15 protein-coding genes are annotated in these 22,200 nt (G+C 59.0%); 14 read left to right on the plus strand and 1 reads right to left on the minus strand.

Annotation, left to right across the window (positions count from 1 at the left end; all coding sequences use genetic code 11):
• The first annotated feature begins 1 nt into the window (after position 1).
• The 12 genes from C1N56_RS03350 (at position 2) to C1N56_RS03405 (ending at position 18,373) form a co-directional block, all read left to right on the plus strand.
• Entirely contained in the window at positions 2–979 is a 978-nt protein-coding gene (locus tag C1N56_RS03350) for a hypothetical protein (protein ID WP_394517122.1), read from the plus strand.
• Positions 980–995: 16 nt separating this feature from the next.
• On the plus strand, positions 996–1,820 hold the full coding sequence (locus C1N56_RS03355; RefSeq protein WP_264441994.1) for a type VI secretion system accessory protein TagJ: 825 nt from the start codon (positions 996–998) through the stop codon (positions 1,818–1,820).
• Entirely contained in the window at positions 1,810–2,385 is a 576-nt protein-coding gene (gene tssE, locus C1N56_RS03360; protein WP_021506795.1) for a type VI secretion system baseplate subunit TssE, read from the plus strand. The genes C1N56_RS03355 and tssE overlap by 11 nt, the downstream gene beginning before the upstream one ends.
• 2 nt (positions 2,386–2,387) lie before the next feature.
• The gene (tssF, locus tag C1N56_RS03365) at positions 2,388–4,262 is read left to right on the plus strand and encodes a type VI secretion system baseplate subunit TssF (RefSeq protein WP_262264594.1); all 1,875 of its coding nucleotides are present in this window, start codon (positions 2,388–2,390) and stop codon (positions 4,260–4,262) included.
• A complete protein-coding gene (gene tssG, locus C1N56_RS03370; protein WP_058771453.1) occupies positions 4,259–5,305 on the plus strand; it encodes a type VI secretion system baseplate subunit TssG in 1,047 nt (348 codons plus the stop codon). The genes tssF and tssG overlap by 4 nt, the downstream gene beginning before the upstream one ends.
• A 54-nt stretch (positions 5,306–5,359) precedes the next feature.
• Positions 5,360–7,969 carry a type VI secretion system ATPase TssH gene (tssH, locus tag C1N56_RS03375; protein ID WP_394517123.1) on the plus strand — a complete coding sequence of 870 codons (2,610 nt, stop codon included), beginning with the start codon at positions 5,360–5,362 and terminating at the stop codon, positions 7,967–7,969.
• Between the two features lie 29 nt (positions 7,970–7,998).
• Positions 7,999–9,456, plus strand: coding sequence for a serine/threonine protein kinase (locus C1N56_RS03380; protein WP_058780950.1), 1,458 nt, complete (start codon positions 7,999–8,001; stop codon positions 9,454–9,456).
• A gap of 16 nt (positions 9,457–9,472) precedes the next feature.
• Entirely contained in the window at positions 9,473–12,172 is a 2,700-nt protein-coding gene (gene tssI, locus C1N56_RS03385; protein ID WP_394517124.1) for a type VI secretion system tip protein TssI/VgrG, read from the plus strand.
• Between the two features lie 13 nt (positions 12,173–12,185).
• Positions 12,186–12,752: a hypothetical protein gene (locus C1N56_RS03390; protein WP_206543655.1), complete on the plus strand. Its 567-nt coding sequence runs from the start codon at positions 12,186–12,188 to the stop codon at positions 12,750–12,752.
• Between the two features lie 281 nt (positions 12,753–13,033).
• On the plus strand, positions 13,034–13,474 hold the full coding sequence (locus C1N56_RS03395) for a DcrB-related protein (RefSeq protein WP_058771505.1): 441 nt from the start codon (positions 13,034–13,036) through the stop codon (positions 13,472–13,474).
• A gap of 2 nt (positions 13,475–13,476) precedes the next feature.
• Entirely contained in the window at positions 13,477–17,880 is a 4,404-nt protein-coding gene (locus C1N56_RS03400; protein ID WP_394517125.1) for an RHS repeat-associated core domain-containing protein, read from the plus strand.
• Positions 17,881–17,884: 4 nt separating this feature from the next.
• Positions 17,885–18,373, plus strand: a complete 489-nt coding sequence (locus C1N56_RS03405; protein WP_394517126.1) for a hypothetical protein — start codon at positions 17,885–17,887, stop codon at positions 18,371–18,373.
• A 492-nt stretch (positions 18,374–18,865) separates the two neighbouring features.
• On the opposite strand, the gene C1N56_RS03410 is transcribed toward C1N56_RS03405, so the two are convergent.
• On the minus strand, positions 18,866–19,540 hold the full coding sequence (locus C1N56_RS03410) for a YtjB family periplasmic protein (protein WP_021506808.1): 675 nt from the start codon (positions 19,538–19,540) through the stop codon (positions 18,866–18,868).
• Positions 19,541–19,647: 107 nt separating this feature from the next.
• On the opposite strand from C1N56_RS03410, the gene serB reads away from it, so the two are divergent.
• Entirely contained in the window at positions 19,648–20,625 is a 978-nt protein-coding gene (serB, locus tag C1N56_RS03415; RefSeq protein ID WP_021506809.1) for a phosphoserine phosphatase, read from the plus strand.
• Positions 20,626–20,638: 13 nt separating this feature from the next.
• Positions 20,639–22,021, plus strand: a complete 1,383-nt coding sequence (gene radA / locus C1N56_RS03420) for a DNA repair protein RadA (RefSeq protein ID WP_021506810.1) — start codon at positions 20,639–20,641, stop codon at positions 22,019–22,021.
• The last annotated feature ends 179 nt before the right edge of the window (positions 22,022–22,200 follow it).

Below are 22,200 nucleotides of genomic sequence, written 5' to 3' on the forward strand. Positions count from 1 at the left end.
CATGAAACATGGATTACTGGGTCTGGCTGCGCTGCTGCTCAGCACGCACGCATTTGCTGAGAACTATCGCATCGTGCAGTCCCCGGCACAGAAACTGGATGTCTGGATTGATGACGTGAAAGATAACCAGCTGGCGAGCTGGTGTAAGCGCAATGTTGATCTGCGCATCGTCACCCACGGCGCGAAAAACGTCGCGGCGCTGGAGGATTTTCTGCCGCGCGTCGCCGGGCTGATGGCATCGCAGTGTAAAGCGCTGCAGCAGCTCAACTGGGCGCTCAATGATGATGACGGCAACCCGATCGCCAGCGGCAGCGCGGCCAAAGCGCAGCAGTGGCAAACGGTGGTAACGCCGCCGCCCGCGCCCGTGCAGCCGCCTGAGACCGCTGCGGTTGCCCCTGCCGCGCCGGTGCTCAACTCGCCGCAGGCCGATACCACGCCGTGGCTGCAGTTCAGCCTGCTCGACGGCTGTCACTTCCGCACCTGGTGGCAGCATCCGGCGCAGACCAGCGCGCTGTTCGTGCCGTCAAAACAGGGGCTGAGCTGCGGTCAGGATGGCTGGCTGAGCGGCCGCAGCAGCCTGACGCAGATGGGCAACGGCGCGGCGAAAAGCGTAGTGGTGACGTTCCTGCAGGGCTTCCCGATTGCCGGCCTGAATAACAAACAGCAGAGCGCCGAGCTCAGCATCACTACCGTCAACAGCGAACGCATGGTGCTGAGCAACGAGAAGTCGCCAGACAGCTGGCTGGTGCTGCCGTTCAGCAGCCAGTTCAACGGCTGGCAGGCACCGGATCAGGTGGTGGTGCAGATGCCCGCCAGCGATGCCGCCGATGAGAGCGCACTGCGCGCACGGCTGCAGGAAGTGCGCAAAGTGTGGTCGCCGTGGCTGAGCGCCAGTGCACCGCTGAAAGTCCAGCTGGTAGAGCAGCTGCATCCGGAGCTGAAAGATCCCGCCGCCGCGGTTTATCGCACCATTAACTGACGCAAAAGGAGTTTGCATGGAGTCGTTACAATCGCGCCTGGCCAGTGCCTCACTGGCCGAGAACCTCGCCGATATCACCCGCCAGATTCAGGCCAGCCCGGCCAATGCCGACCTGCGCGCGGCGTTTGTGCAGCTGCTGTGCCTGGCGGGTAACTGGACGCGCGCGCAAACCCAGCTGCAATCGTGGCTGGCGCTGACGCCCCAGGCGCAGCCGACCGTCAACTTACTGCAGCAGGCCATTGCCGGTGAGCAGCAGCGTGAAGCGGTACTGCGCGGCGAGGCGCAGCCGCAACTGCCGGGCAGCGCGTGGGCGTGGTGTGAAAGCCTGCTGGCTGCGCTGACCGCCGACATCCGCGGTGACTTCGCGCTGGGTGCGGAGCAACGTGCCGCCGCGCTGGCGCAGGCCGAAGCCAATCCGGGCCAGCTGCAGCAGCAGGAACAGACGACAGACTTCGCGTGGCTGATGGACGGCGACAGCCGCTTCGGGCCGGTGTGCGAAGCCATCGCCAACGGCCGCTATTACTGGATTCCGTTCGCCGCGATCCGCGAGATGGAATTTCAGGCACCCGCCAGCGTGACCGATTTGGTCTGGCGCCATACGCGCGTGCAGCTGGTGGATGGCAGCGAGCAGATTTGCCAGATCCCGGTGCGCTATCCGCTGCTGCCGGGGGCGGATGAGTGTTACCTGCGCGCCAGCGTTACGGAATGGCAGCCGCTGGGCCACGATGACAGCCAGTTTACCGGCCACGGCCAGAAGCTGTGGCTGAGCGACAGCGGCGAGTATCCGCTGCTGACGCTGCAGCAGCTGGCGTTCCAGCCAGGCGGCAGCGATGAGCCGTGATAACAGCTCGCACAACGATGGCTATGCCCAGCTGCATGGCGGTTTCCGCGCGCGTAAAAATCGCGATGCGCTAACCGCGCGCGACAAGCTGCAATCCTCGTTACTCGATCGTCTGACTGACAACGCGCCGGACAAGCAGAGCGAAGCCAGCAACACCACGCTGATTTCCCACAGCACGCTGCGCCGCCACGTGCTGCGCGATCTGCAGTGGCTGTTCAACACCATCAACAACGAAGCCCAGCAGGATCTCAGCGCCTTTGGTGAAGTGCAGCGCTCGGTGTGGAATTTTGGCGTGGCGCCGCTGGCCGGACAGAATATCTCCGACATCGAATGGCAGGATATGCAGCGCAAAATGACCGATGCCATTCTGCATTTCGAGCCGCGCATTCTGCCGCAGGGGCTGCAGGTACGCTGCGTCAGCGATCTGAAGTCGCTCAGCCTGCACAACGTGTTATCGATTGAGATCAAAGGCCGCCTGTGGTGCGTGCCTTATCCGCTGGAGTTTCTGTTCCGCACCCAGGTTGATCTGGAAAGCGGTCATTTTGAACTACTGGATGCAGGTTAATCATGGACAGCAAACTGCTCGACTACTACAACCGCGAACTGGCCTATCTGCGTGAGCTGGGCGCGGAGTTCGCTGCGCGCTATCCGAAAGTCGCCGGGCGGCTGGGAATGCGCGGCATCGAAGTCGCCGATCCTTACGTTGAGCGGCTGATGGAGGGCTTTGCTTTCCTCACGTCGCGCGTGCAGCTCAAAATGGACGCCGAGTTCCCGCGCTTTTCGCAGCGGCTGCTGGAGATGATTGCGCCGTCTTATCTGTCACCTACGCCGTCGATGGCGATTGCACAGCTCACGCCGGACAGCCGCAAAGGCGACATCAGCAATGGCTTCCACGTGCCGCGCGGCACCATGATGGAGAGCCAGCACCTGAAAAAAAGCGGCGTCACCTGCAGTTACACCACGGCGCACGATGTCACGCTGCATCCGCTGCGCATCAGCGACGTTTCACTCGGCGGCGTGCCGGGCGATCTGCCGCTGGGCGAACTGAAGCTCAGCGGTCGCGGTGCCGCCAGCGCGCTGCGCGTGCGTATCGCCTGCGAAGGCATCTCGTCGCTCAGCCAGCTGAATGTCGCCGATTTAATGCTGTATCTCAGCGGCCCGGACATTCAGGCGCAGAAACTGCTGGAGCTGCTGATGCAGCACCGCGTCGGCATCGTGCTGCAATCGGTCGAACAGAAACCGTTGCGCCAGGTGCTGCCGGATGACGCGTTACAGCAGGAAGGCTTTGCGCCAGAGCAGGCGCTGCTGCCGGACGATCTGCGTAACTTCGACGGCTACCGGCTGCTGCAGGAGTATTTTGCCTTTCCGGCGCGCTTCCAGTTCATCAGCCTGAGCCAGCTGGCACCGTTTCTGCGCCGCTGCGATAACGCGCAGGAATTCGACATTATCATCCTGCTGGATAAGGCTGACAGCGCGCTGGAAAGCGTGGTGGACAGCAGCCATCTGGCGCTGCACTGCACGCCGGTGATCAACCTGTTTCCCAAAACGGCCGAGCGCCTGAAGGTCAGCGACAGCCAGCACGAATATCATCTGGTGGTGGATAACATCCGGCCGCTGGACTACGAAGTGCACTCGGTGCAGCGGCTGTTCGCCACCGTTGAGGGCAAGCGCGAAGAGCAGTTATTCCGCCCGTTCTGGAGCACCTTCAGCGGCGACGACGGCGATTACGGTGCCTATTTCTCGCTGCGCCGTGAGCAGCGCACGCTGTCTGAGCAGGCGCAGCGTTACGGCACGCGCACCGGCTATATCGGCTCGGAAGTGTTTTTGTCGCTGGTGGATGAGCATCACACGCCGTGGCGCGACGACATGCGCTACCTGTCGGCAGACGTGCTCTGCACCAGCCGCGATCTGCCGCTGATGCTGTTGCAGCAGGAGCAGGGCAATTTCGTCATGCCGGATTCGATCCCGGTCGGTCAGCTGAAATTGTGTAAAGGCCCGACGCCGCCGCGTCCGGCGCTGGCCGAAGGGCTCTCCGCGTGGCGTCTGATCAGCCACCTGCAGATGAACTACCTGAGCCTGATGGACAGCAGCGACGGCCAGGGCGCCGCCGCGCTGCGCCAGCTGCTGAGCCTGTACGCTAATCTCGCCGAAGCGGCGGTGGCGCGCCAGATTGACGGTATTCGCCACTGCCAGCTCAGCGCGGTCAACCGCCGGGTGCCGGAACCGGGCCCGGTAGTGTTTGCGCGCGGCGTCAGCATCACGCTGGAGGTCGACGAACAGGCGTTCTCCGGTGCCAGTCCGTGGCTGCTTGGCAGCGTGCTGGAGCGGGTGTGCGGCCGGCTGGTGGCGCTGAATAGCTTTACCGAATTCACCCTCAACAGCCAGCAGCGCGGCGAGGTGGGCTACTGGCCGCCGCGCATGGGCAGGAAGGCGCTGCTATGAGCGAGGCGCAGATCATTCCGCTGCAGCGCGCTCAGCGGCTGCCGGACGATTTCTGGCAGGCAGTGATGGCGGCACCGTGGCGCTACGATTTGTTTCAGCTGCTGCGCCGGCTGGATGCGCAGGGCGGCCAGCGTTATCCGCTGGGACGCGCGCCGCTGCCGAAATTCGAAGCGCTGCGCATTGGTCAGCAACCGTCGCTGGCGTTTGCCCCGGCAACGCTGGCCAGCGTGCAGCCGCGCGCAGAGGACGCGCGCCATGACGTGGCGATTTACAGCTTTGGCCTGTTTGGCCCCAACGGTCCGCTGCCGACCCACCTGACGGAATATGTGCATGAGCGCATCGTGCACCATCAGGATCACAGCCTGGCGGCGTTTGCCGACATCTTTCACCATCGCGCCACGCTGCTGTTTTATCGCGCCTGGGCCGATGCGCAGCCGGCCGTCTCGCTGGATCGCGCCGATAACCGCCGCTTTGTCGATTACCTCGCCTGTCTGGCCGGCATCGGTTTACCGGCGCAGCAGCAGGCCAGTTCGCTCAGCCTGCATGCGCGGCTGATGCTGGTCGGCCATCTTAGCCGCCACGGTCACGACGCTGAAGGGCTGGTGCGCATTCTGCGTCACTACTTTGGCGTACCGGTGCAGCTGGCACAGAACGTGCCGCAGTGGCTGACGCTGGACGCGCGTGATCAGGCGCGGCTGGGGGCCGGACGCCAGATGCCGCGGCTGGGCGAATCGGCGTTCCTGGGTGTGGCGGTGCGCGATGTGCAGCACCGTTTTCGCCTGCGGCTCGGTCCGCTGAGCGCGCAGCAGTATGCCCACTTTCTGCCAGATGCGCCGGGCGCGCGGGAAGTGCGCGACTGGGTGCGTCACTATCTCGGCATCGAGATGCAGTGGGACCTCAGTCTGATCCTGGCGGCGGAAGAGGTGCAAAGCGTCACGCTGGGAGGCAATGCCCGGCTGGGCTACACCAGCTGGCTGGGACACGCGCCACAGCCGCAGGATCGCGAAGATTTCATGTTTGAGGTTGAGGCAGCCGCAAGCTAGCCCAATCGCTTTTCCCTGTTACACAGCCTGCTTCTTTCATTAAAGAGACCCGATATGTCAGAAATCAGCCGTGCCGTGTTATTCGGCAAACTGGATACGCTGTTATTTACCTCGCTGGAAAGCGCCACCGCCTTTTGTAAACTGCGCGGTAATCCTTATGTTGAGCTGGTGCACTGGCTGCACCAGCTGATGCAGCAGCAGGATGGCGACTTACAGCGGGTGATCAGCCATTTTTCACTGGATGAAAACGCGCTGACGCGGGATATCGTCGCGGCGCTCGACCGCCTGCCGCGCGGTGCGAGCGCGGTTTCCGATCTCGCCGAACACATCGACAGCGCCGTCGAGCGCGCCTGGGTCTACGCCTCGCTGAAGTACGGTGCGACGCGCATTCGCGGCGGCCATCTGCTGATTGGCATGCTCAAAACCTTCAACCTCGCCAGCGTGCTGAAAGGCATCTCCGGCCAGTTTGGCCGTATCAATGCTGATGCGCTGCTGGAGCAGTTCGACACGCTGCTCGCCAGCAGTAAAGAGGCACAGCAGGCGCTGGTGGCACAGCCGGGCACCGAGAGTGCCGCACCGGCAGCCAGCACCAGCACGCTGGCGCAGTACGCGCAGGATCTCACCGCGCGCGCGCGCGAAGGACGCATCGATCCGGTCACCGGCCGTGATGAAGAGATCCGCCAGATGGTGGATATTCTGATGCGTCGCCGGCAGAACAACCCGCTGCTGACCGGCGAAGCGGGTGTTGGCAAAACCGCGGTGGTTGAAGGCCTGGCGCTGTGTATTGCCGCTGGCGACGTACCGGCTCCGCTGCGGGATGTGCAGCTGTGGCTGCTGGATATCGGCATGCTGCAGGCCGGTGCCGGCATGAAAGGCGAATTTGAAGCGCGCCTGCAGGCGCTGATTAATGAAGTGCAGTCCAGCCCGACGCCGATTGTGCTGTTCGTCGACGAAATCCACACGCTGGTCGGTGCCGGCGGCCAGCAGGGCACCGGCGATGCCGCTAACCTGCTGAAACCGGCGCTGGCGCGCGGCCAGCTGCGCACCATCGGTGCCACCACCTGGGCCGAATACAAAAAGTACATTGAGAAAGATCCGGCGCTGACGCGTCGTTTCCAGACCGTGCAGGTGCAGGAGCCGGATGAAGCCAAAGCGATTCTGATGCTGCGCAGCACCGTCAGCGCGCTGGAGAAGCACCATCAGGTACTGCTGCTGGATGAGGCGGTCAGCGCGGCGGTGAAGCTGTCGCATCGTTACATTCCGGCGCGCCAGCTGCCGGACAAAGCGGTGGCGCTGCTGGATACCGCCTGCGCACGCGTGGCGGTGAGCCAGGGCGCACAGCCTGCGGCACTGGAAGATTGCCTGCATCGTCTGGCCGCGCTGGAGATTGAAGCGGAGATCATTGCGCGCGAAAGCAAAGTCGGGCTGGGCGATGCGGCGCGTTCGCAGGCGGTTGCCGCGCAGCGCGCGACGCTGGAAACCGAGCGCGATGCGCTGCAGCAGCGCTGGCAGCAGGAGCGTGAACTGGTCGATCAGCTGATTGCCCTGCGGGCGCGCTGCGTGACGGAGGGCGAAGCCGCGCTGCGCGATGAGCTGGACGCGACGCAACAGCAGCTGCAGCAGGTGCAGGGCGAAGCGCCGCTGCTGTTTGCCGCCGTGGATGCCAGCGTGGTGGCCGCCGTGGTCGCAGACTGGACCGGGATTCCGCTGGGGCGCATGGTGAAAAACGAAATCGACGCGGTGCTCAATCTCGCCGATACGCTCAACCAGCGCGTGATTGGCCAGCGTCACGGTCTCGATCTGATCGCCAAACGCGTGCGCACCTCACGCGCGCGCCTCGACAATCCGAACAAACCGGTCGGCGTCTTTATGCTGTGCGGTCCCTCCGGCGTCGGCAAAACCGAAACCGCGCTGGCGCTGGCCGAGTCGCTGTACGGCGGCGAGCAGAACATCATCACCATCAACATGAGCGAGTTTCAGGAAGCCCACACCGTTTCTACCCTGAAAGGCGCACCGCCGGGCTACGTGGGCTATGGCGAAGGCGGCGTGCTGACCGAAGCGGTGCGGCGTCGTCCCTACAGCGTGGTGCTGCTGGATGAGATTGAGAAGGCGCATCCGGATGTGCACGAACTGTTCTTCCAGGTGTTCGATAAAGGCTGGATGGAGGATGGTGAAGGGCGCCATATCGACTTCCGTAACACCATCATTATTCTGACCTCCAACGTCGGTACGCAGCTGATCAGCGCGATGTGCGCCGATCCGGAGCTGATGCCGGATCCGGAAGCGCTGAGCACCGCGCTGCGTAAACCGCTGCTGGAGGTCTTCCCGCCAGCGCTGCTGGGTCGCCTGCTGGTGGTGCCGTATTACCCGCTGAGCGACGCGATGCTGGCGGAAATCGTCCGGCTGCAGCTGGGCCGCATTGTTCAGCGCCTCGCCGATAACCACGGCATCAGCGCGCAGATTGACGATTCGGTCATCAGCCAGATCGTGCAGCGCTGCACGGAAGTGGAGTCCGGTGGCCGCATGGTCGACGCCATCCTTACCAATACCCTGTTGCCGCAGATGAGCCAGATGCTGCTCAGCGCCCACGCCCGCGATGAACGCTATCGTCGCGTGCAGGTACGCTGTGAGCAGGGCGAGTTTGTTTGCCAGTTCGATGTCTAAAGCCGTTAGTGATCAGAGAGTTTTCGAAAATGTCGGAACACGATAATCCCCTCAACGTACCCAACGCTCTGCCGGTGGGTTACCGTTTCAATGAGTTTGAAATTAAAGAAGTGATCGGTGGTGGCGGCTTTGGCATTGTTTATCGTGCCTGGGATCATCAGCTGGAGCGTGATATCGCCATCAAAGAGTTTATGCCGGCTTCGCTGGCGGTGCGCAGCGATGACCTGAATCTGGTGCTGCGCAGCGAACGCTTCAGCAAAACCTTTCATGCCGGGCTGAACAGCTTTATTCAGGAGGCGCGCCTGCTGGCCCGCTTCAACCATCCAAATCTGCTGCACGTGCTGCGTTTCTGGGTGCAGAACGACACCGCTTACATGGGCACGGTGTTTTACAGCGGCACCACCTTATCGAACCTGCGCGAGCGCAATCCGCAACTGGTGGATGAAGCCTGGATTCGTCGCCTGCTGCCGCCGCTGCTGGGTGCGATCAAAACCATCCACGACGCCGGTTACCTGCACCGCGATATCTCGCTGGATAACATCCAGATTCAGAGCAGCGGCGAGCCGGTGCTGCTGGATTTTGGCTCTGCGCGTAAAACCATTGGTAACCTGTCGGATGAGAGCGAAACCATGCTGCGTCCGGGCTATGCGCCCATCGAGCAATACAGCGATAACGACGAAAGCGAACAGGGCGCGTGGACGGATATTTACGCGCTGGGCGCGGTGCTGCACACGCTGATCACCGGGGCGCCACCGCCGGTGAGCGTGGTGCGCAGCATCGAAGATAACTACCAGCCGCTGGCCGCGCGCCGCCTGCCGGGCTACTCCCAGGCATTGCTGACGGCGGTGGACCGTGCGCTGGCGCTCAAACCGGAAGATCGGCCGCAGGATATTGATGCTTTTGCCGGGCTGATGGCGCTGCCAGAGCGCGAACCGGAACCGCTGCTGAGCGCCAAAATCAGCGGACCGGGCACCATGCTGGTGCCGGTGGAAGAGGCGAACGAAGCCGAAACGCTTTCGCCGGTGAAATCGCTGCTGCGCCATCGCTTTGCGCTGCCGGGACTGGTGGCCGCGGGCGTGCTGGTTGGATTGTGCGTGGGGCTGCTGATGTCCGGGGGCGATGAGCCTGCGGCGCCAGCAGAGACGGTGCAAAACAGCGCGCCAGCTGCTGATCCGGCAGTTTCACCTTCAGCGTCGTCAGCCCCAGCCGCAACGGCAGCGGTAACGCCGGAAAAACCGCGCGAAGCGGAGGCGCAGCCTGCTCCGCCGCCGGAGCCGGTTGCGCAGGTTTACATCAAGCTGCAGCAGGGCGAACGCGTCCAGGTGAATGGCAAACCGCAGGCGCTGGTGCCTGCCGCCAACGGTTTTGCCGCGCTGCAGCTGGCGCCAGGCAATTATACCTTTGCCATCAGCGGCCAGGGCGGCACGCGCGAGCAAACGCTGACCATCAGCGAAGAAGGCGTCTGGTTGCTCGATCCACACAGTTAATCATCAGGGATTTATTATGTTCTCACGCATCACCGCGCAGCTGCCGATGGACGGCCTGCTGTTCTGGAAACTCACCGGCGCCGAGGCGCTGTCGCAGTCGTTTGAGCTGAACGCCGAGCTGCTGGCCACGGACGCGCGCATCGACCGGCACGCGCTGCTGGGGCAGCCGGTCACGTTCACGCTGCCGACGCAGAGCCTGCTGTCGCCGCGCTACCTCAACGGCAAAATCACGCGGGTGGCGGTGCGCAACGAGGAGCTGAGCGGGACGCGCTACGCGGTGTACCAGCTGCGGGTGGAGCCGGACCTGTGGCCGATGCGTCGCGACCGCAACCTGCGGATATTCCAGGGTCAGACGGTGCCGCAGATAGTGCAGACGCTGCTGCAGGAGAACGGGGTGAACGTGGAGACGCGGCTGGGCAGCAGCTACCGGGTGTGGGAGTACTGCGTGCAGTACCAGGAGAGCAGCTTCGACTTCATCAGCCGGCTGATGGAGCTGGAGGGGATTTACTACTGGTTCCGCCACGAGGCGGAGCGCCACGTGATGGTGCTGTGCGACGGGGCGGACCAGCACGAGGCGTTCGCGGGCTATGAGACGATACCGTACCACGTGACGGCGTCGGGCGGGAGCGTGACGGAGGAGGGCATCAGCCAGTGGTCGCTGTGCGAGAGCGTGACGCCGGGAATGTACAGCACGGACGACTACGACTTCCGCAAGCCGAACGCGTGGATGCTGCAGGCGCGGCAGAATCCGGTGTCGCCGGTGCCGGGGGCGGTGGACGTGTACGACTGGCCGGGCCATTTTGTCGACCACAGCCACGGGGAGTTTTACACGCGCATCCGCCAGGAGGTGTGGCAGGTGGCGCACCACAGCGTGAGCGGAACGGGAACGGCGACGGGCATCGCGCCGGGGTACCGGTTCGGCATCGTGAACGCGCCGCACTTCAGCGACAACGGAGAGTACCTGGTGACGTCGGCGCGGTACGACTTCGAGGAGAACGGGTACGCGAGCGGCGGCGGCGGTGCGCGGCACAACATCGCGTTCACGGTGCTGCCGTCGTCGGTGACGTACCGGGCGGAGCCGGCGACGGCGTGGCCGAAGACGCACGGTCCGCAGACGGCGAAGGTGGTGGGCCCGGCGGGAGAGTCAATCTGGACGGACCGCTACGGCCGGGTGAAGGTGAAGTTCCACTGGGACCGCCTGGCGAAGGGCGACGACACGAGCTCGTGCTGGGTGCGGGTGTCGAGCGCGTGGGCGGGCCAGGGCTTCGGCGGCGTGCAGATCCCGCGCGTGAACGACGAGGTGGTGGTGGACTTCATCAACGGCGATCCGGACCGGCCGCTGATCATCGGTCGCGTGTACAACGAGGCGAGCATGCCGCCGTGGGCGCTGCCGGCGGCGGCGACGCAGATGGGGTTTTTAAGCCGTTCGAAGGACGGCACGGCGGACACGGCAAACGCGCTGCGCTTCGAGGACAAGGCGGGCGAGGAGCATCTTTGGATCCAGGCGCAGAAAAACATGGATACGCACGTTAAAAACGATGCCAGCCACTCGGTCGCCAACAACCACAGCCATTATGCTGGCGGTAATGAGCTGTACCGCGTTGAGACCAACCGTGTACACGGTATCAAAGGCGGCGAGGAGCTCCTGACCGGACAAGGCAAGCTGGACGCGGCAGTTGATACCTATGTTCTGGGATCCGGCACCAAGCTGCGTCTGGAGTGCGGTGAAAGCGCCATTGAACTCAACGCTAACGGCCACATTAATATCGTCGGTAAAGGCTTCAATATTTTCGTGCAGGGCGATGGCCACATTACAACGTCCGGCGGCAAGCTGAACCTGAATACTGACGGTGCAAAGCCCGGCACCGGTGCGCCTGGTGCCGATCACAAACAGAATATCAGTAAAGCGGTGGAGAATCTGTTCCCCCCTAAACAGAAAGGACAGGCGGCTCCGGCTGCGCCGAAAGCTGCAGAAAAATCTAAAGATACTAGTGTAGGTAAAACAGAGGGTTCCACCGATAAAAAGAGTAAGTATGATTATTCTGTAGATGATATGGTCAAGAAACAAAAGGGACTTAAAGCAACCCCAGTTAAGTGGAGCAATACCAAAAAAGGTTTTGTCCCAGCAACTGAAGCTGACATCAAAAAGTATGTCGATCCTGCCAACCATATGGATGGAACAGACAAATATCAATTTGTTGATTTATCATCATCTTCTGGGATTAGTAAAGATGATATGAGTAATTTCCTTAAAGGCAAAGGAACTCTTGCCGGACAGGAGCAAACTTACCTTGACGCGGCAAAAAAATATAATATAAACGAGGCTTACCTGGCAGCACACTCTGCACTGGAAACCGGTAATGGCACAAGTGAGCTTGCTAAAGGTGTAATGGTTAATGGTACCAAAGTTTACAATATGTATGGCATTGGTGCGCTTGATGGTAACGCTGTAAATACAGGAGCAAATTACGCGTATAAACAAGGTTGGACAACTCCAGAAAAAGCTATTGATGGCGGCGCAAAGTGGATATCAGATAAATTTGTTGGATCAGGTCAAAATACATTGTATAAAATGCGCTGGAATCCTGCATCTCCAGGTACACACCAATATGCAACTGATGTTAACTGGGCGACAGCGCAAACTAAAAGTATGAAGAGAATGTTTGATAGTTTTCCGAATGCAAATCTCTCATATGATGTTCCGGAATTTAAATAAGAAGGATGGTTGGATGATTTCTTTTTTTAAAAAAATGTATTTACTGATTTTTATTGCGTCAGCATCAATCTTCACTGCAAATGCTGCTGAGACAACTATTAATCATGCAAGTGCAATTTCACCTATCTCATCTTCAGATTTTACCGTGCAAATTAACAATCATCCTTTTGCATTAGGGGCTACGTGGAATGAATCTGCAAAGAAAAATGCAGGGGTTCAACTCAGCGAGAGCTTTACGGGGGAAATACCTTCCGGCGAAAGTAGTTACAAATATTACCAACACCATTACGATGGTTACGATGTTTATTCTTCTAATTTACTATGGGATAAGCAGAATCGTGATATAGATAGTTACATAATTGCACAGATAACCCTTAATAAGCCGGGTGTCAAAACGGCCAGAGGCATTTCAGTTGGCGATAGCAAGGTGCAGTTGGAAAGTAAGTATGGAAGTGGCGCGGTGGATGATAGTGATAATCAATACTGGCTCTATTATGACGGTGATGGAAAACGTATTTTATTCCAAATTGAGCGCGGCAAAGTTAGTCATATCATGATGGTCTTTAATATAGATGACTGAATTTCATTTTCCTGCATTTTATCAGTGAGTTGAGAATAAAGGCGCTGCTTGTGCAAACCGAGCGGTGTCTTTTTAGGTACAAGGAAATTGAGGTGTGAGTAAAATAATCGAAAGATGTGCTCAAACATCCAGCCTTATTCTAATCTTTTTAGATTACTCTTTGCTTTCCATTTATGGTGAAGTATATTTTTTCGAAAAATAAACGTTAAGCTGAGTATTCCAAAACTCACCAGCCAATATTTCCCACAACTTCTACTTATTTCCTCTAACGGATATCCAACATGCACTACCAATTCAACGAGGGCGCGTTCGCCCTGTTTCCGGCTGGCTGGCAGGACACCAGCATGAATATTCTGCGCGATGAAGCCACCGGGCTGGCGCTGATCGTCAGTCGTGGGCCAATCGCTGAAGGCAGCGATTTTGAGCAGGAGTTTCATCGTCAGTGGGATACGTTGCGCAGCCAGATGGGCCATGTAGAGCAGAGCGAATTTACACGCGTGCTGGCGGGAGCCGACAACACGTTGCGCGCCATCGAAGTGGAAACGGCTTTTGATCGCAACGGGCAGGCACTGTGGCAACGTCAGCTGGCAGTAAACGTGCCTGAAACCAATACGTTGATGATATTTACTTTTTCAGCCATGCGGCCTTTTGATGAAGAAGACGGGGCACGCTGGCATGCCTTCAAACAGAGCCTGACACTGAACGCCCCACGGAAGGGATAATTATGGATAAGCACGCGGCCCGCCAGGGCGATGACATCATTCATTCCAGTATTTTCGCCGATATCACCAGTATCGTCGCTGAAGGTGCGGTCTACGCCGCGATGGGCGCGATTGTTGCCGGTGTGGCTACCGTAGCCGCTCCGCTGGTTGGCGTGGGTGCGCTGGCGGCGGTAGGCAGTAGCTGTCTGCTGAGCGGTATCATCGCGGGTGCGGTGGCGAATGTGGCAGGTATCACGGACGACATCAGCGCGGCTGCGGATGGTATTGGCGACATGCTGTTTCCGCCGTCGCCTGCGGGTGTCATTGCCAGCGGTTCGGATAATGTGATCATCAATGGCTTAGCGGCGGCTCGCGCGGCAGGCGAACTGACGGCAGGCGATACGCCACCACCGGAAGCGCAGTCGGCCGGATTTTTTGCCGACTATGCCGGCAAACTGCTGGCGGTTGCCGACCAGTTCGCCGGGGCGATGTGGCAGCCGACGATTGCCTCCGCTGCCGCAGGTACCTCGCCGCTGGAACAGGATAAAGTTGCGTGCGAGAAACACAGCGGGCCACAGTATCTCGCTGAAGGATCTAAAAGCGTATTCATCAACGGCCAGCCGGCGGCACGTGCTAAAGATCGCACCACCTGTGGCGCGACCATCAGCGATGATGTTTCAGCCAACGTCATCATTGGCGGTGAAACGCTAACGGTGCGGGATATCAAAAGCGGCAAACAGCCGGGACTGGCGCTGGCGATGATCGGCCTGTCGCTGATCCGCGGTCGCCCTGGTCAGATCCTGAAAAATATGCCGTGTGCGCTGGCAATGGCGGGTGGCGGCATGCTGGCCGATATGTCTATCAACGCGATATTTTCCGCGCTACACCCGGTACATGCCGCTACCGGCGTGAAAGTGCTGAATGATGATGCCGAGCGTGATTTCTCGCTGCCGGGACGTTTTCCCCTGCGCTGGCAGCGCAGCTATAACAGTCTGACGCAGCGCGTCGGCCTGTTTGGCCGTGGCTGGTCGACGGTGTTCGACAGCTATCTGACGCTGGAAGGCAATCAGGCCACCTGGTTTGATGACAACGGCCGCGAACTGCGTTTTGCCTTGCCCGGTGAAAAAGAGGTGCTTTACAGTATCAGCGAAGGGCTGATGGTGCGACGCAATGCGCACGGTGACGTGGCAATCGCTGACGATGACGGCGCGGTCTGGCGCTTGTACAAACCCACCGCCAGAAACCCGCAGCTCTTGCGTCTCGCCTCGCTGAGTGATGAGTACGGCAACGCGCTGGAGATGGGCTGGGATGAGCAGAGCCGGCTGGTGCGCATCCATGATGAACCGCTGGCGATTGACGTGACGCTGCACTACAACGACGAACGCCATCCGCAACGCGTTACCGCTGCCAGTCACTTTGACGGTGAACAGCACTGGCCGCTGATGCGCTGGAGCTTTGATGATCACGGCCAGCTGGCCAGCGTCACCGATGCGGCAGGCATTGAGACGCGCCGTTTCCGTTATAACGTGGATGGCCTGATGGTATGGCACCGCCTGCCGGGCGGGCTGGAGAGCGAGTATCGCTGGCAGCTGTTTGATCACTGGCGGGTGATAGAAAACCGCACCAGCAGCGGCGATGGCTGCCGTATGCAGTACGATCTCGCGGCGGGCATTACCCGCGTTTCTACTTACGATGGGCAGCAGCGCGAGCATCACTGGAATGCACAGGGATTAATTACCTGCTTCATCGACGAGCGCGGCGAGCAATGGCGCTACGAGTGGGATGACAATGAACTGCTGACGCGCCGAATTGACCCGCTCGGCCATGCGGTGAACTTTACCTACGACGAGCTCGGCAACCGCATTGAAGAGCAGGATGCCGATGGCAATGCGCAGACCACAGAGTGGTTAACGCATCGTGCCCTGCCCAGCGTCATCACCCAGCCTGGCGGCGCTGCCATCCGTTATTACTACGACATTCATCACGGACTGGAACGGGTGGTCGATGCGCTCGGGCACAGCACGCGTTATCTGCGCGATGAGTTTGGGCTGATCACAGAAGAGATTGATGCGGCGGGCAATCGCTATCGCCGTGAGTATAACGATGCCGGGCAGGTCATTCGCGAGACGGACTGCTCCGGCCAGACTACGCGTTACCGTTATCATCCGCTGGGCTGGTTGAGTTGTGTTACAGCAGCCGATGGCGAAGAAACGCGATACTACTATGATGCCGCCGGGCGGCCCCGGCAGATGGAACGTGCTGAAGGCTGGGAAGAACGTCTGGAGTGGAGCGAACGTGGTCTGCCAGTGGCGTATGCCTCGGCAGACGGTAAACGCAGCGAATTCGCTTACGACCAGGCCGGCAGACTGACTCTCTCGCGAAACGCGCAGGGCGAAGAGGTGCAGCGCCGCTGGGACAGCCGTGGACGTTTAATCTCGCTGCAAAATCAGAACGGTGAAAGCTACCACTTCGAATGGGGCGCAGATTCGCTGCTGCTGGCGCAGGTCGGGCTGGACGGTGTGGCAACACGCTATGACTACGATGCCGCCGGACGCGCAGTTGCCCGCACTTTCGCCGCCGATCACCCGCAGGCCATTACGCACCGCTTCGCCTTCAGCCCGGCAGGGCAACTCATGGCGCGCATCACCCCGGAAGGTCAGACGCGCTATGACTATACCGCGGCGGGCCAGCTGGCAAGCGTGGCGCAGCATCTGCCGCTGGGGGAAAACCAGTGGAGCCGTGAAGCCGAGCAGGCGATTACCTTTGCGTATGACAAGGCTGGTCGCGTGATAGCGGAGCAGGGCGATCAGGGCAGCCTGGCGTGGCAGTACGACGCGCTGGGCAACTGCACTGCGCTGACGCTGCCGGATGGCCGCCAGCTGAAACAGTTGTATTACGGCAGCGGCCATCTGCTGAGCATCGCGCTGGATAACCTGCCGGTCAGCGAATTTACGCGCGATACACTGCACCGCGAGCTGAGCCGCAGTCAGGGCGGACTGACCACGCGCAGCGATTACGATCGACTGGGTCGGCTGGTGCGTCGCGATGTGTTCGACGGCGAAGCACAGCGCCCGGCACCGCGCCGCTGTTCGCGCCGGCGTGATTTCGACTACGGCAACAACCTGATCCGCGAACAGCGCGACGACAATCCTTTCAGCCAGACGCTCTGGCACTACGACAGTGCGGGCCGTCTGCTGGCGCAGGAAGGTGCACAGCCCGGTAATGATACGTGGCGCTGGGATGGCGCGGGCAATCCGCTGGACGGCAGCGCGGCAGCAGCGGTAACGCACAATCGTGTTACGCAGATGAACGGCATCCGCTGGCGCTACGACGTGCACGGCCGCACCAGTGAAAAGGATGATGGTCAGACGCGCTGGCGCTACCGCTATGATGACGAGCATCGCCTGATCGAAGTCGTCAGCGAACCGCGCGATCGCAACAAGCCTCAGGTGCAGGTGAGTTTCCGCTACGATCCGCTCGGGCGCCGCATCAGCAAGCGCGTGCAGCGTTTGCTGCACGGCAAGCCGGCCGGAGCAGCGACCCTCACCCGCTTCGTCTGGGACGGTTTTCGTCTGCTGCAGGAAATACACGACGAAGTGCCACTGACCTACGTATACAGCGACGCAAACAGCTATGAACCGCTGGCGCGTATTGACGGCAATGAGGGCGCGGAGATTTTCTGGTTCCACAATGCCGCTAACGGCATGCCGGAACGCCTGACAGACAGCGAAGGCCGCATCAGCTGGGAAGGCATCAATAACGCATGGGGCAAGCTGCTGCGCGAAACTCATCAGCAACTGCCCGGCTACGACCAGAACCTGCGTATGCAGGGCCAGTACCTGGACCGTGAAACCGGACTGCACTACAATCTGTTTCGTTACTACGACCCGGACAGTGCGCGGTTTACGCAGCAGGACCCGATAGGGCTGGCGGGTGGGCTGAATCTGTACCAGTATGCGCCGAATGCGCTGGGGTGGGTTGATCCATGGGGGTTGAGAAAATGCAAACCCAACCGGCCAACTAAAGCTAACGACCATAATCAGGCTGCATTTGGTCGACAGTGGCAGGGAAGAGGGATTTATAAAGGTCGGGACTCGTGGTCAAATACGATGTTGAAGGAAGGTGAAATTATATATGGAGGAGCTCCGGGGCAGTCTGGTTTTTATTTTGATAAAGCAACTTTAGATGCGGCTGGAAATAGTCGACAAAGTTTATGGGAAAGCTTGCAAGTTTTGCCTCATGAGAAATATGGTTTTAGAAGTAAGATCCAGATGTATAGAGTTAAAAGAGACGCTATTGCTGGTACAGGACAAGCGCTATCCCAGGATAGTGGAAGATTTGGGAGCGGTGGTGGGACGCAATTCTTTATATCTAATTATAAAACAGTCCTGGAACCCATAGGTTTACCATTTGATATTGGAGTGTAAAATTATGTTCGACTTAGAGAAGGGAATTATTACATTTAAAAACTCATTGATGTTGGGTCCAGAGGTAACAAAAAAAAATTTATTTGATAACTTTCATGTAAAGTGGGAGGGGTGGCCTGAAAAAAAAGAAAATAAGACTGTATCGTATAGAACCATACTTAAAGGTGACAGGAAGTTTGGTGATATTTATATTATAGTTGATTTTTTGCAGCCTAATGACATTAATTCTCAACTTAGTAGTTGGCGATTCTCACCTGAAAAGCTTTTGATGGGTGAACAAAAAAAACCTGAAGGTAATGTTACCCGAGGGTTAAGAAAATGGTTTAGTGATGAATTTACGGCTGAGCTTCCAGTGTCAGGGGCATGGGGGCACGTTGATGCTGCTTATGATCCTCATAATCGTACAGGGACGATTGTCTGTAATTATCGAAAAGGGTTTGAAGATAAAAAATGGGTTGAGTATTGCGAATGGAATAACATCAAGGGGGATTAATCCATTCGCTCCTGAAGTAAGGTGGCTAAAAATTATTTCATCACCATAGCATTCATCATGTAACGGATGATTTCGGCTTCTGCAAAAAATATTATTTATTTTAATAATTTGAAATGAATAAGCTGATTAGAGATGATGACGGTAATACGATGAATGCAGTATTTTATAGATAGACCTTTTCTAATGACACTATTGAGCGAAGAAATGATTAAGATAAAGGAGCCAAAGGTTTATATGCCAGGTTATCCACTTTTCATTTTTTATTGGCCAGATGAGGATGGAGTGATAAAGGTATTAGTCGATGTTGCCTATCGGTATGAAAAAATAAGAAAAAATTAGAATAAGCCGAAAGAGCTCTTAACGATCCTCCGGTTTTTTTGTTTTAACTTCCCGCCGTCAGGATCAGGCAGCCGCCTCTATCCCGACTGTCATCGCCCGACCGGTGTTAAACCTCGTTTCAGCAAGCGATCAGACCGCACTGCCCAAATGAACTCAACCCTCTTTCCTCTCCGTCTCCACACTCTCCGCCGCCGTCTCTTCCTCTTTATCCTCTTTCACCGTTCTGCTGGCCGTCAGCAGGAACGGTGATTGCTGCCAGCGGGTGCGGCGGTCGCGCAGCAGGGTACGGGTCAGGATAATGCCGATCGCCAGCGCCAGCAGCATCATCAGGCGCAGAATATTGGTGGTGTTATCTACCTGACGCGATTCCGTCACCAGCACATGGGTATCCAGCGTAATACGCAGAAAACCCTGCGGACCCTCTTTCCCTTCCAGCGGCTGGACAATCTGATGATTGAAATAGCTACCGGCACGTTTACCGTCGAGCGCCAGGCGGTCGCGCACATTAATACTCTCGCCACTGTGGGCCACCAGGCTGCCGTCGTCGGCATAGACCGAAGCGTCCAGCACACGGCTGTTATCCGTCATCTGATTCAGGATGGCTTCAATCTGCGTGCGGTTATCGTCGCTGTTATCCATGAGCGGTTTCAGGCTGAACGCCACCTGGCGCGTCAGCGTGTGCGCCAGTTCCTCGACCTGTTCGGAACGGGCCATCTGATGGCCAAGACTAAACCATGACGCGCCCTGCATCAGCACCACTAACAGCGCCAGCGAGATAAGAACGATCACCGTGCGATGCAGGCGAAATTTCAGTGCGGTTTTGACCATCAGAAACCCGTGTGACGTAACAGCAGAAAGGCTGGCAATTATGTTGCCAGAACCCGCGCAGACAAGGTAGCCTCTTGCGTGGTTTTGTTGTCCCTACAGGAGCTGTAATGCCAAATCGTCTTACCTGGTGCGATCTGCCCGCCGATGTCTCTCTTTGGCCGGGTTTACCCCTTTCCCTGAGCGGTGATGAAGTGATGCCGCTGGATTACCGTGCCGGTCGGACTGGCTGGTTACTGTATGGGCGCGGGCTCGATAAACAAAAACTGACCGATTATCAGCATCAGCTGGGCGCGGCGATGGTGATCGTCAGCGCGTGGAATGTCGATGAATATCAGGTAATCCGGCTGGCGGGCTCGCTGACACCGCGTGCCAGCAAGCTGGCGCATGAGGCTGGCTTTGATGTAGCGCCGCTCGGCAAAATCCCCCATCTGAAAACGCCAGGCCTGCTGGTAATGGACATGGATTCCACCGCCATCCAGATCGAGTGCATCGATGAGATCGCCAAACTGGCGGGCTGTGGCGAGCAGGTGGCGGAAGTGACGGAACGCGCGATGCGCGGCGAGCTGGATTTTAAAGCCAGCCTGCGTGAGCGCGTGGCAAAGCTGGCCGGCGCTGACGCCAACATCCTGAAGCAGGTACGCGACACGCTGCCGCTGATGCCGGGCCTGACCACGCTGGTGCACAAGTTGCAGGCGCTGGGCTGGCAGGTAGCGATAGCCTCGGGCGGGTTCACCTTCTATGCCGATCACCTGCGGCAGACGCTGCATCTGGCCGCTGCGGTGGCCAACGAACTGGAAATGCGTGACGGTAAGCTGACCGGCGAAGTGCTGGGGCAAATCGTCGACGCGCAATTTAAAGCCGATACCCTGAACAGTCTGGCCCAGCGCTTTGACATCGCACCGGAACAAACCGTGGCAATTGGCGATGGTGCTAACGATCTGCCGATGATTAAAACTGCGGCGCTGGGTATCGCCTATCATGCTAAACCCAAAGTGAATGAGCAGACGGAAGTGATTATCCGCCACGCTGACCTGATGGGAGTGTTCTGCATTCTCACCGGCAGCCTGATTCACGAAGAGCGTTAACTGAGGACTTGATTTGGCCAAAGCGGCAAAACGCGCCTTCGTCTGTAACGAATGCGGCGCTGACTATCCGCGCTGGCAGGGGCAATGCAGCGCCTGTCACGCCTGGAATACCATTACCGAGGTGCGCATTGCCGCCTCGCCTGCGGCCGCGCGCAATGAGCGCCTGAGCGGCTATGCCGGTAGCGCCGGCACCAGCCGGGTGCAGAAGCTGTCGGAGATCAGTCTGGAAGCGCTGCCGCGTTTCTCGACCAGTTTTAAAGAGTTTGACCGCGTGCTGGGCGGCGGCGTGGTGCCGGGCAGCGCGATACTGATTGGCGGTAACCCTGGTGCCGGTAAATCAACGCTGCTGTTGCAGGTGATGTGTAAGCTGGCGGAAGGGATGAAAACCCTGTACGTCACCGGCGAAGAGTCGCTGCAGCAGGTAGCGATGCGCGCCCATCGTCTGGGATTACCGACGGAAAACCTCAATATGCTGTCGGAAACCAGCATCGAGCAGATCTGCCTGATCGCCGAGCAGGAGCAGCCGAAGCTGATGGTGATCGACTCGATCCAGGTGATGCACATGGCGGAGATCCAGTCATCGCCGGGCAGCGTGGCGCAGGTGCGGGAAACCGCCGCTTACCTGACGCGCTTCGCCAAGACGCGCGGCGTGGCGATCATCATGGTCGGTCACGTCACCAAAGATGGCTCGCTGGCCGGGCCGAAGGTGCTGGAGCACTGCATTGACTGTTCGGTGCTGCTGGACGGCGATGCCGATTCGCGCTTCCGCACGCTGCGCAGCCACAAAAACCGCTTTGGTGCGGTGAATGAGCTGGGCGTCTTTGCCATGACCGAGCAGGGCATGCGCGAAGTCAGTAACCCGTCTGCTATCTTTTTGTCACGCGGCGATGAGATCACCTCCGGCAGTTCGGTGATGGTGGTCTGGGAGGGCACGCGCCCGCTGCTGGTTGAGATTCAGGCGCTGGTGGACCATTCGATGATGGGCAACCCGCGCCGCGTGGCGGTTGGACTGGAGCAGAACCGTCTGGCGATTCTGCTGGCGGTGCTGCACCGTCACGGCGGTCTGCAGATGGCCGATCAGGATGTATTTGTGAACGTGGTCGGCGGCGTCAAAGTCACCGAGACCAGTGCAGACCTGGCGCTGCTGCTGGCGATGGTGTCGAGCCTGCGCGATCGCCCGCTGCCGCAGGATCTGGTGATTTTTGGCGAAGTCGGGCTGGCCGGGGAGATTCGTCCGGTACCGAGCGGCCAGGAGCGCATTTCCGAGGCGGCCAAGCACGGCTTTAAGCGCGCCATTGTGCCGGCAGGGAATGCGCCGAAGAAGGCCATTGACGGTATGAAGGTGTATAGCGCGAAGAAGCTGGCGGATGCGCTGGCGATTCTGGACGAGCTGTAAGGCGGGTTGTTGGGGGAGGTTTGGCTTGTGGCTCCACCTTTTCCCTCACCCTAACCCTCTCCCGCTTGCGGGAGAGGGAACCGATCGGAGAGGCGGGAAGTACGGCGTTGATCTGCCATTTATCGCTCTGTTCAGGATTTTCCCCCTCTCCCGCTGGCGGGAGAGGGCCGGGGTGAGGG

It is taken from the genome of Pantoea sp. SGAir0175 (genome assembly GCF_043547855.1).

Excerpts from the sequence above, each read along its gene's own strand:
- C1N56_RS03350 (WP_394517122.1), top strand. The coding sequence starts at position 2 with ATGAAACATGGATTACTGGGTCTGGCTGCGCTGCTGCTCAGCACGCAC.
- C1N56_RS03355 (WP_264441994.1), top strand. The coding sequence starts at position 996 with ATGGAGTCGTTACAATCGCGCCTGGCCAGTGCCTCACTGGCCGAGAAC.
- tssE (WP_021506795.1), top strand. The coding sequence starts at position 1,810 with ATGAGCCGTGATAACAGCTCGCACAACGATGGCTATGCCCAGCTGCAT.
- tssF (WP_262264594.1), top strand. The coding sequence starts at position 2,388 with ATGGACAGCAAACTGCTCGACTACTACAACCGCGAACTGGCCTATCTG.
- tssG (WP_058771453.1), top strand. The coding sequence starts at position 4,259 with ATGAGCGAGGCGCAGATCATTCCGCTGCAGCGCGCTCAGCGGCTGCCG.
- tssH (WP_394517123.1), top strand. The coding sequence starts at position 5,360 with ATGTCAGAAATCAGCCGTGCCGTGTTATTCGGCAAACTGGATACGCTG.
- C1N56_RS03380 (WP_058780950.1), top strand. The coding sequence starts at position 7,999 with ATGTCGGAACACGATAATCCCCTCAACGTACCCAACGCTCTGCCGGTG.
- tssI (WP_394517124.1), top strand. The coding sequence starts at position 9,473 with ATGTTCTCACGCATCACCGCGCAGCTGCCGATGGACGGCCTGCTGTTC.
- C1N56_RS03390 (WP_206543655.1), top strand. The coding sequence starts at position 12,186 with ATGATTTCTTTTTTTAAAAAAATGTATTTACTGATTTTTATTGCGTCA.
- C1N56_RS03395 (WP_058771505.1), top strand. The coding sequence starts at position 13,034 with ATGCACTACCAATTCAACGAGGGCGCGTTCGCCCTGTTTCCGGCTGGC.
- C1N56_RS03400 (WP_394517125.1), top strand. The coding sequence starts at position 13,477 with ATGGATAAGCACGCGGCCCGCCAGGGCGATGACATCATTCATTCCAGT.
- C1N56_RS03405 (WP_394517126.1), top strand. The coding sequence starts at position 17,885 with ATGTTCGACTTAGAGAAGGGAATTATTACATTTAAAAACTCATTGATG.
- C1N56_RS03410 (WP_021506808.1), bottom strand. The coding sequence starts at position 19,540 with ATGGTCAAAACCGCACTGAAATTTCGCCTGCATCGCACGGTGATCGTT.
- serB (WP_021506809.1), top strand. The coding sequence starts at position 19,648 with ATGCCAAATCGTCTTACCTGGTGCGATCTGCCCGCCGATGTCTCTCTT.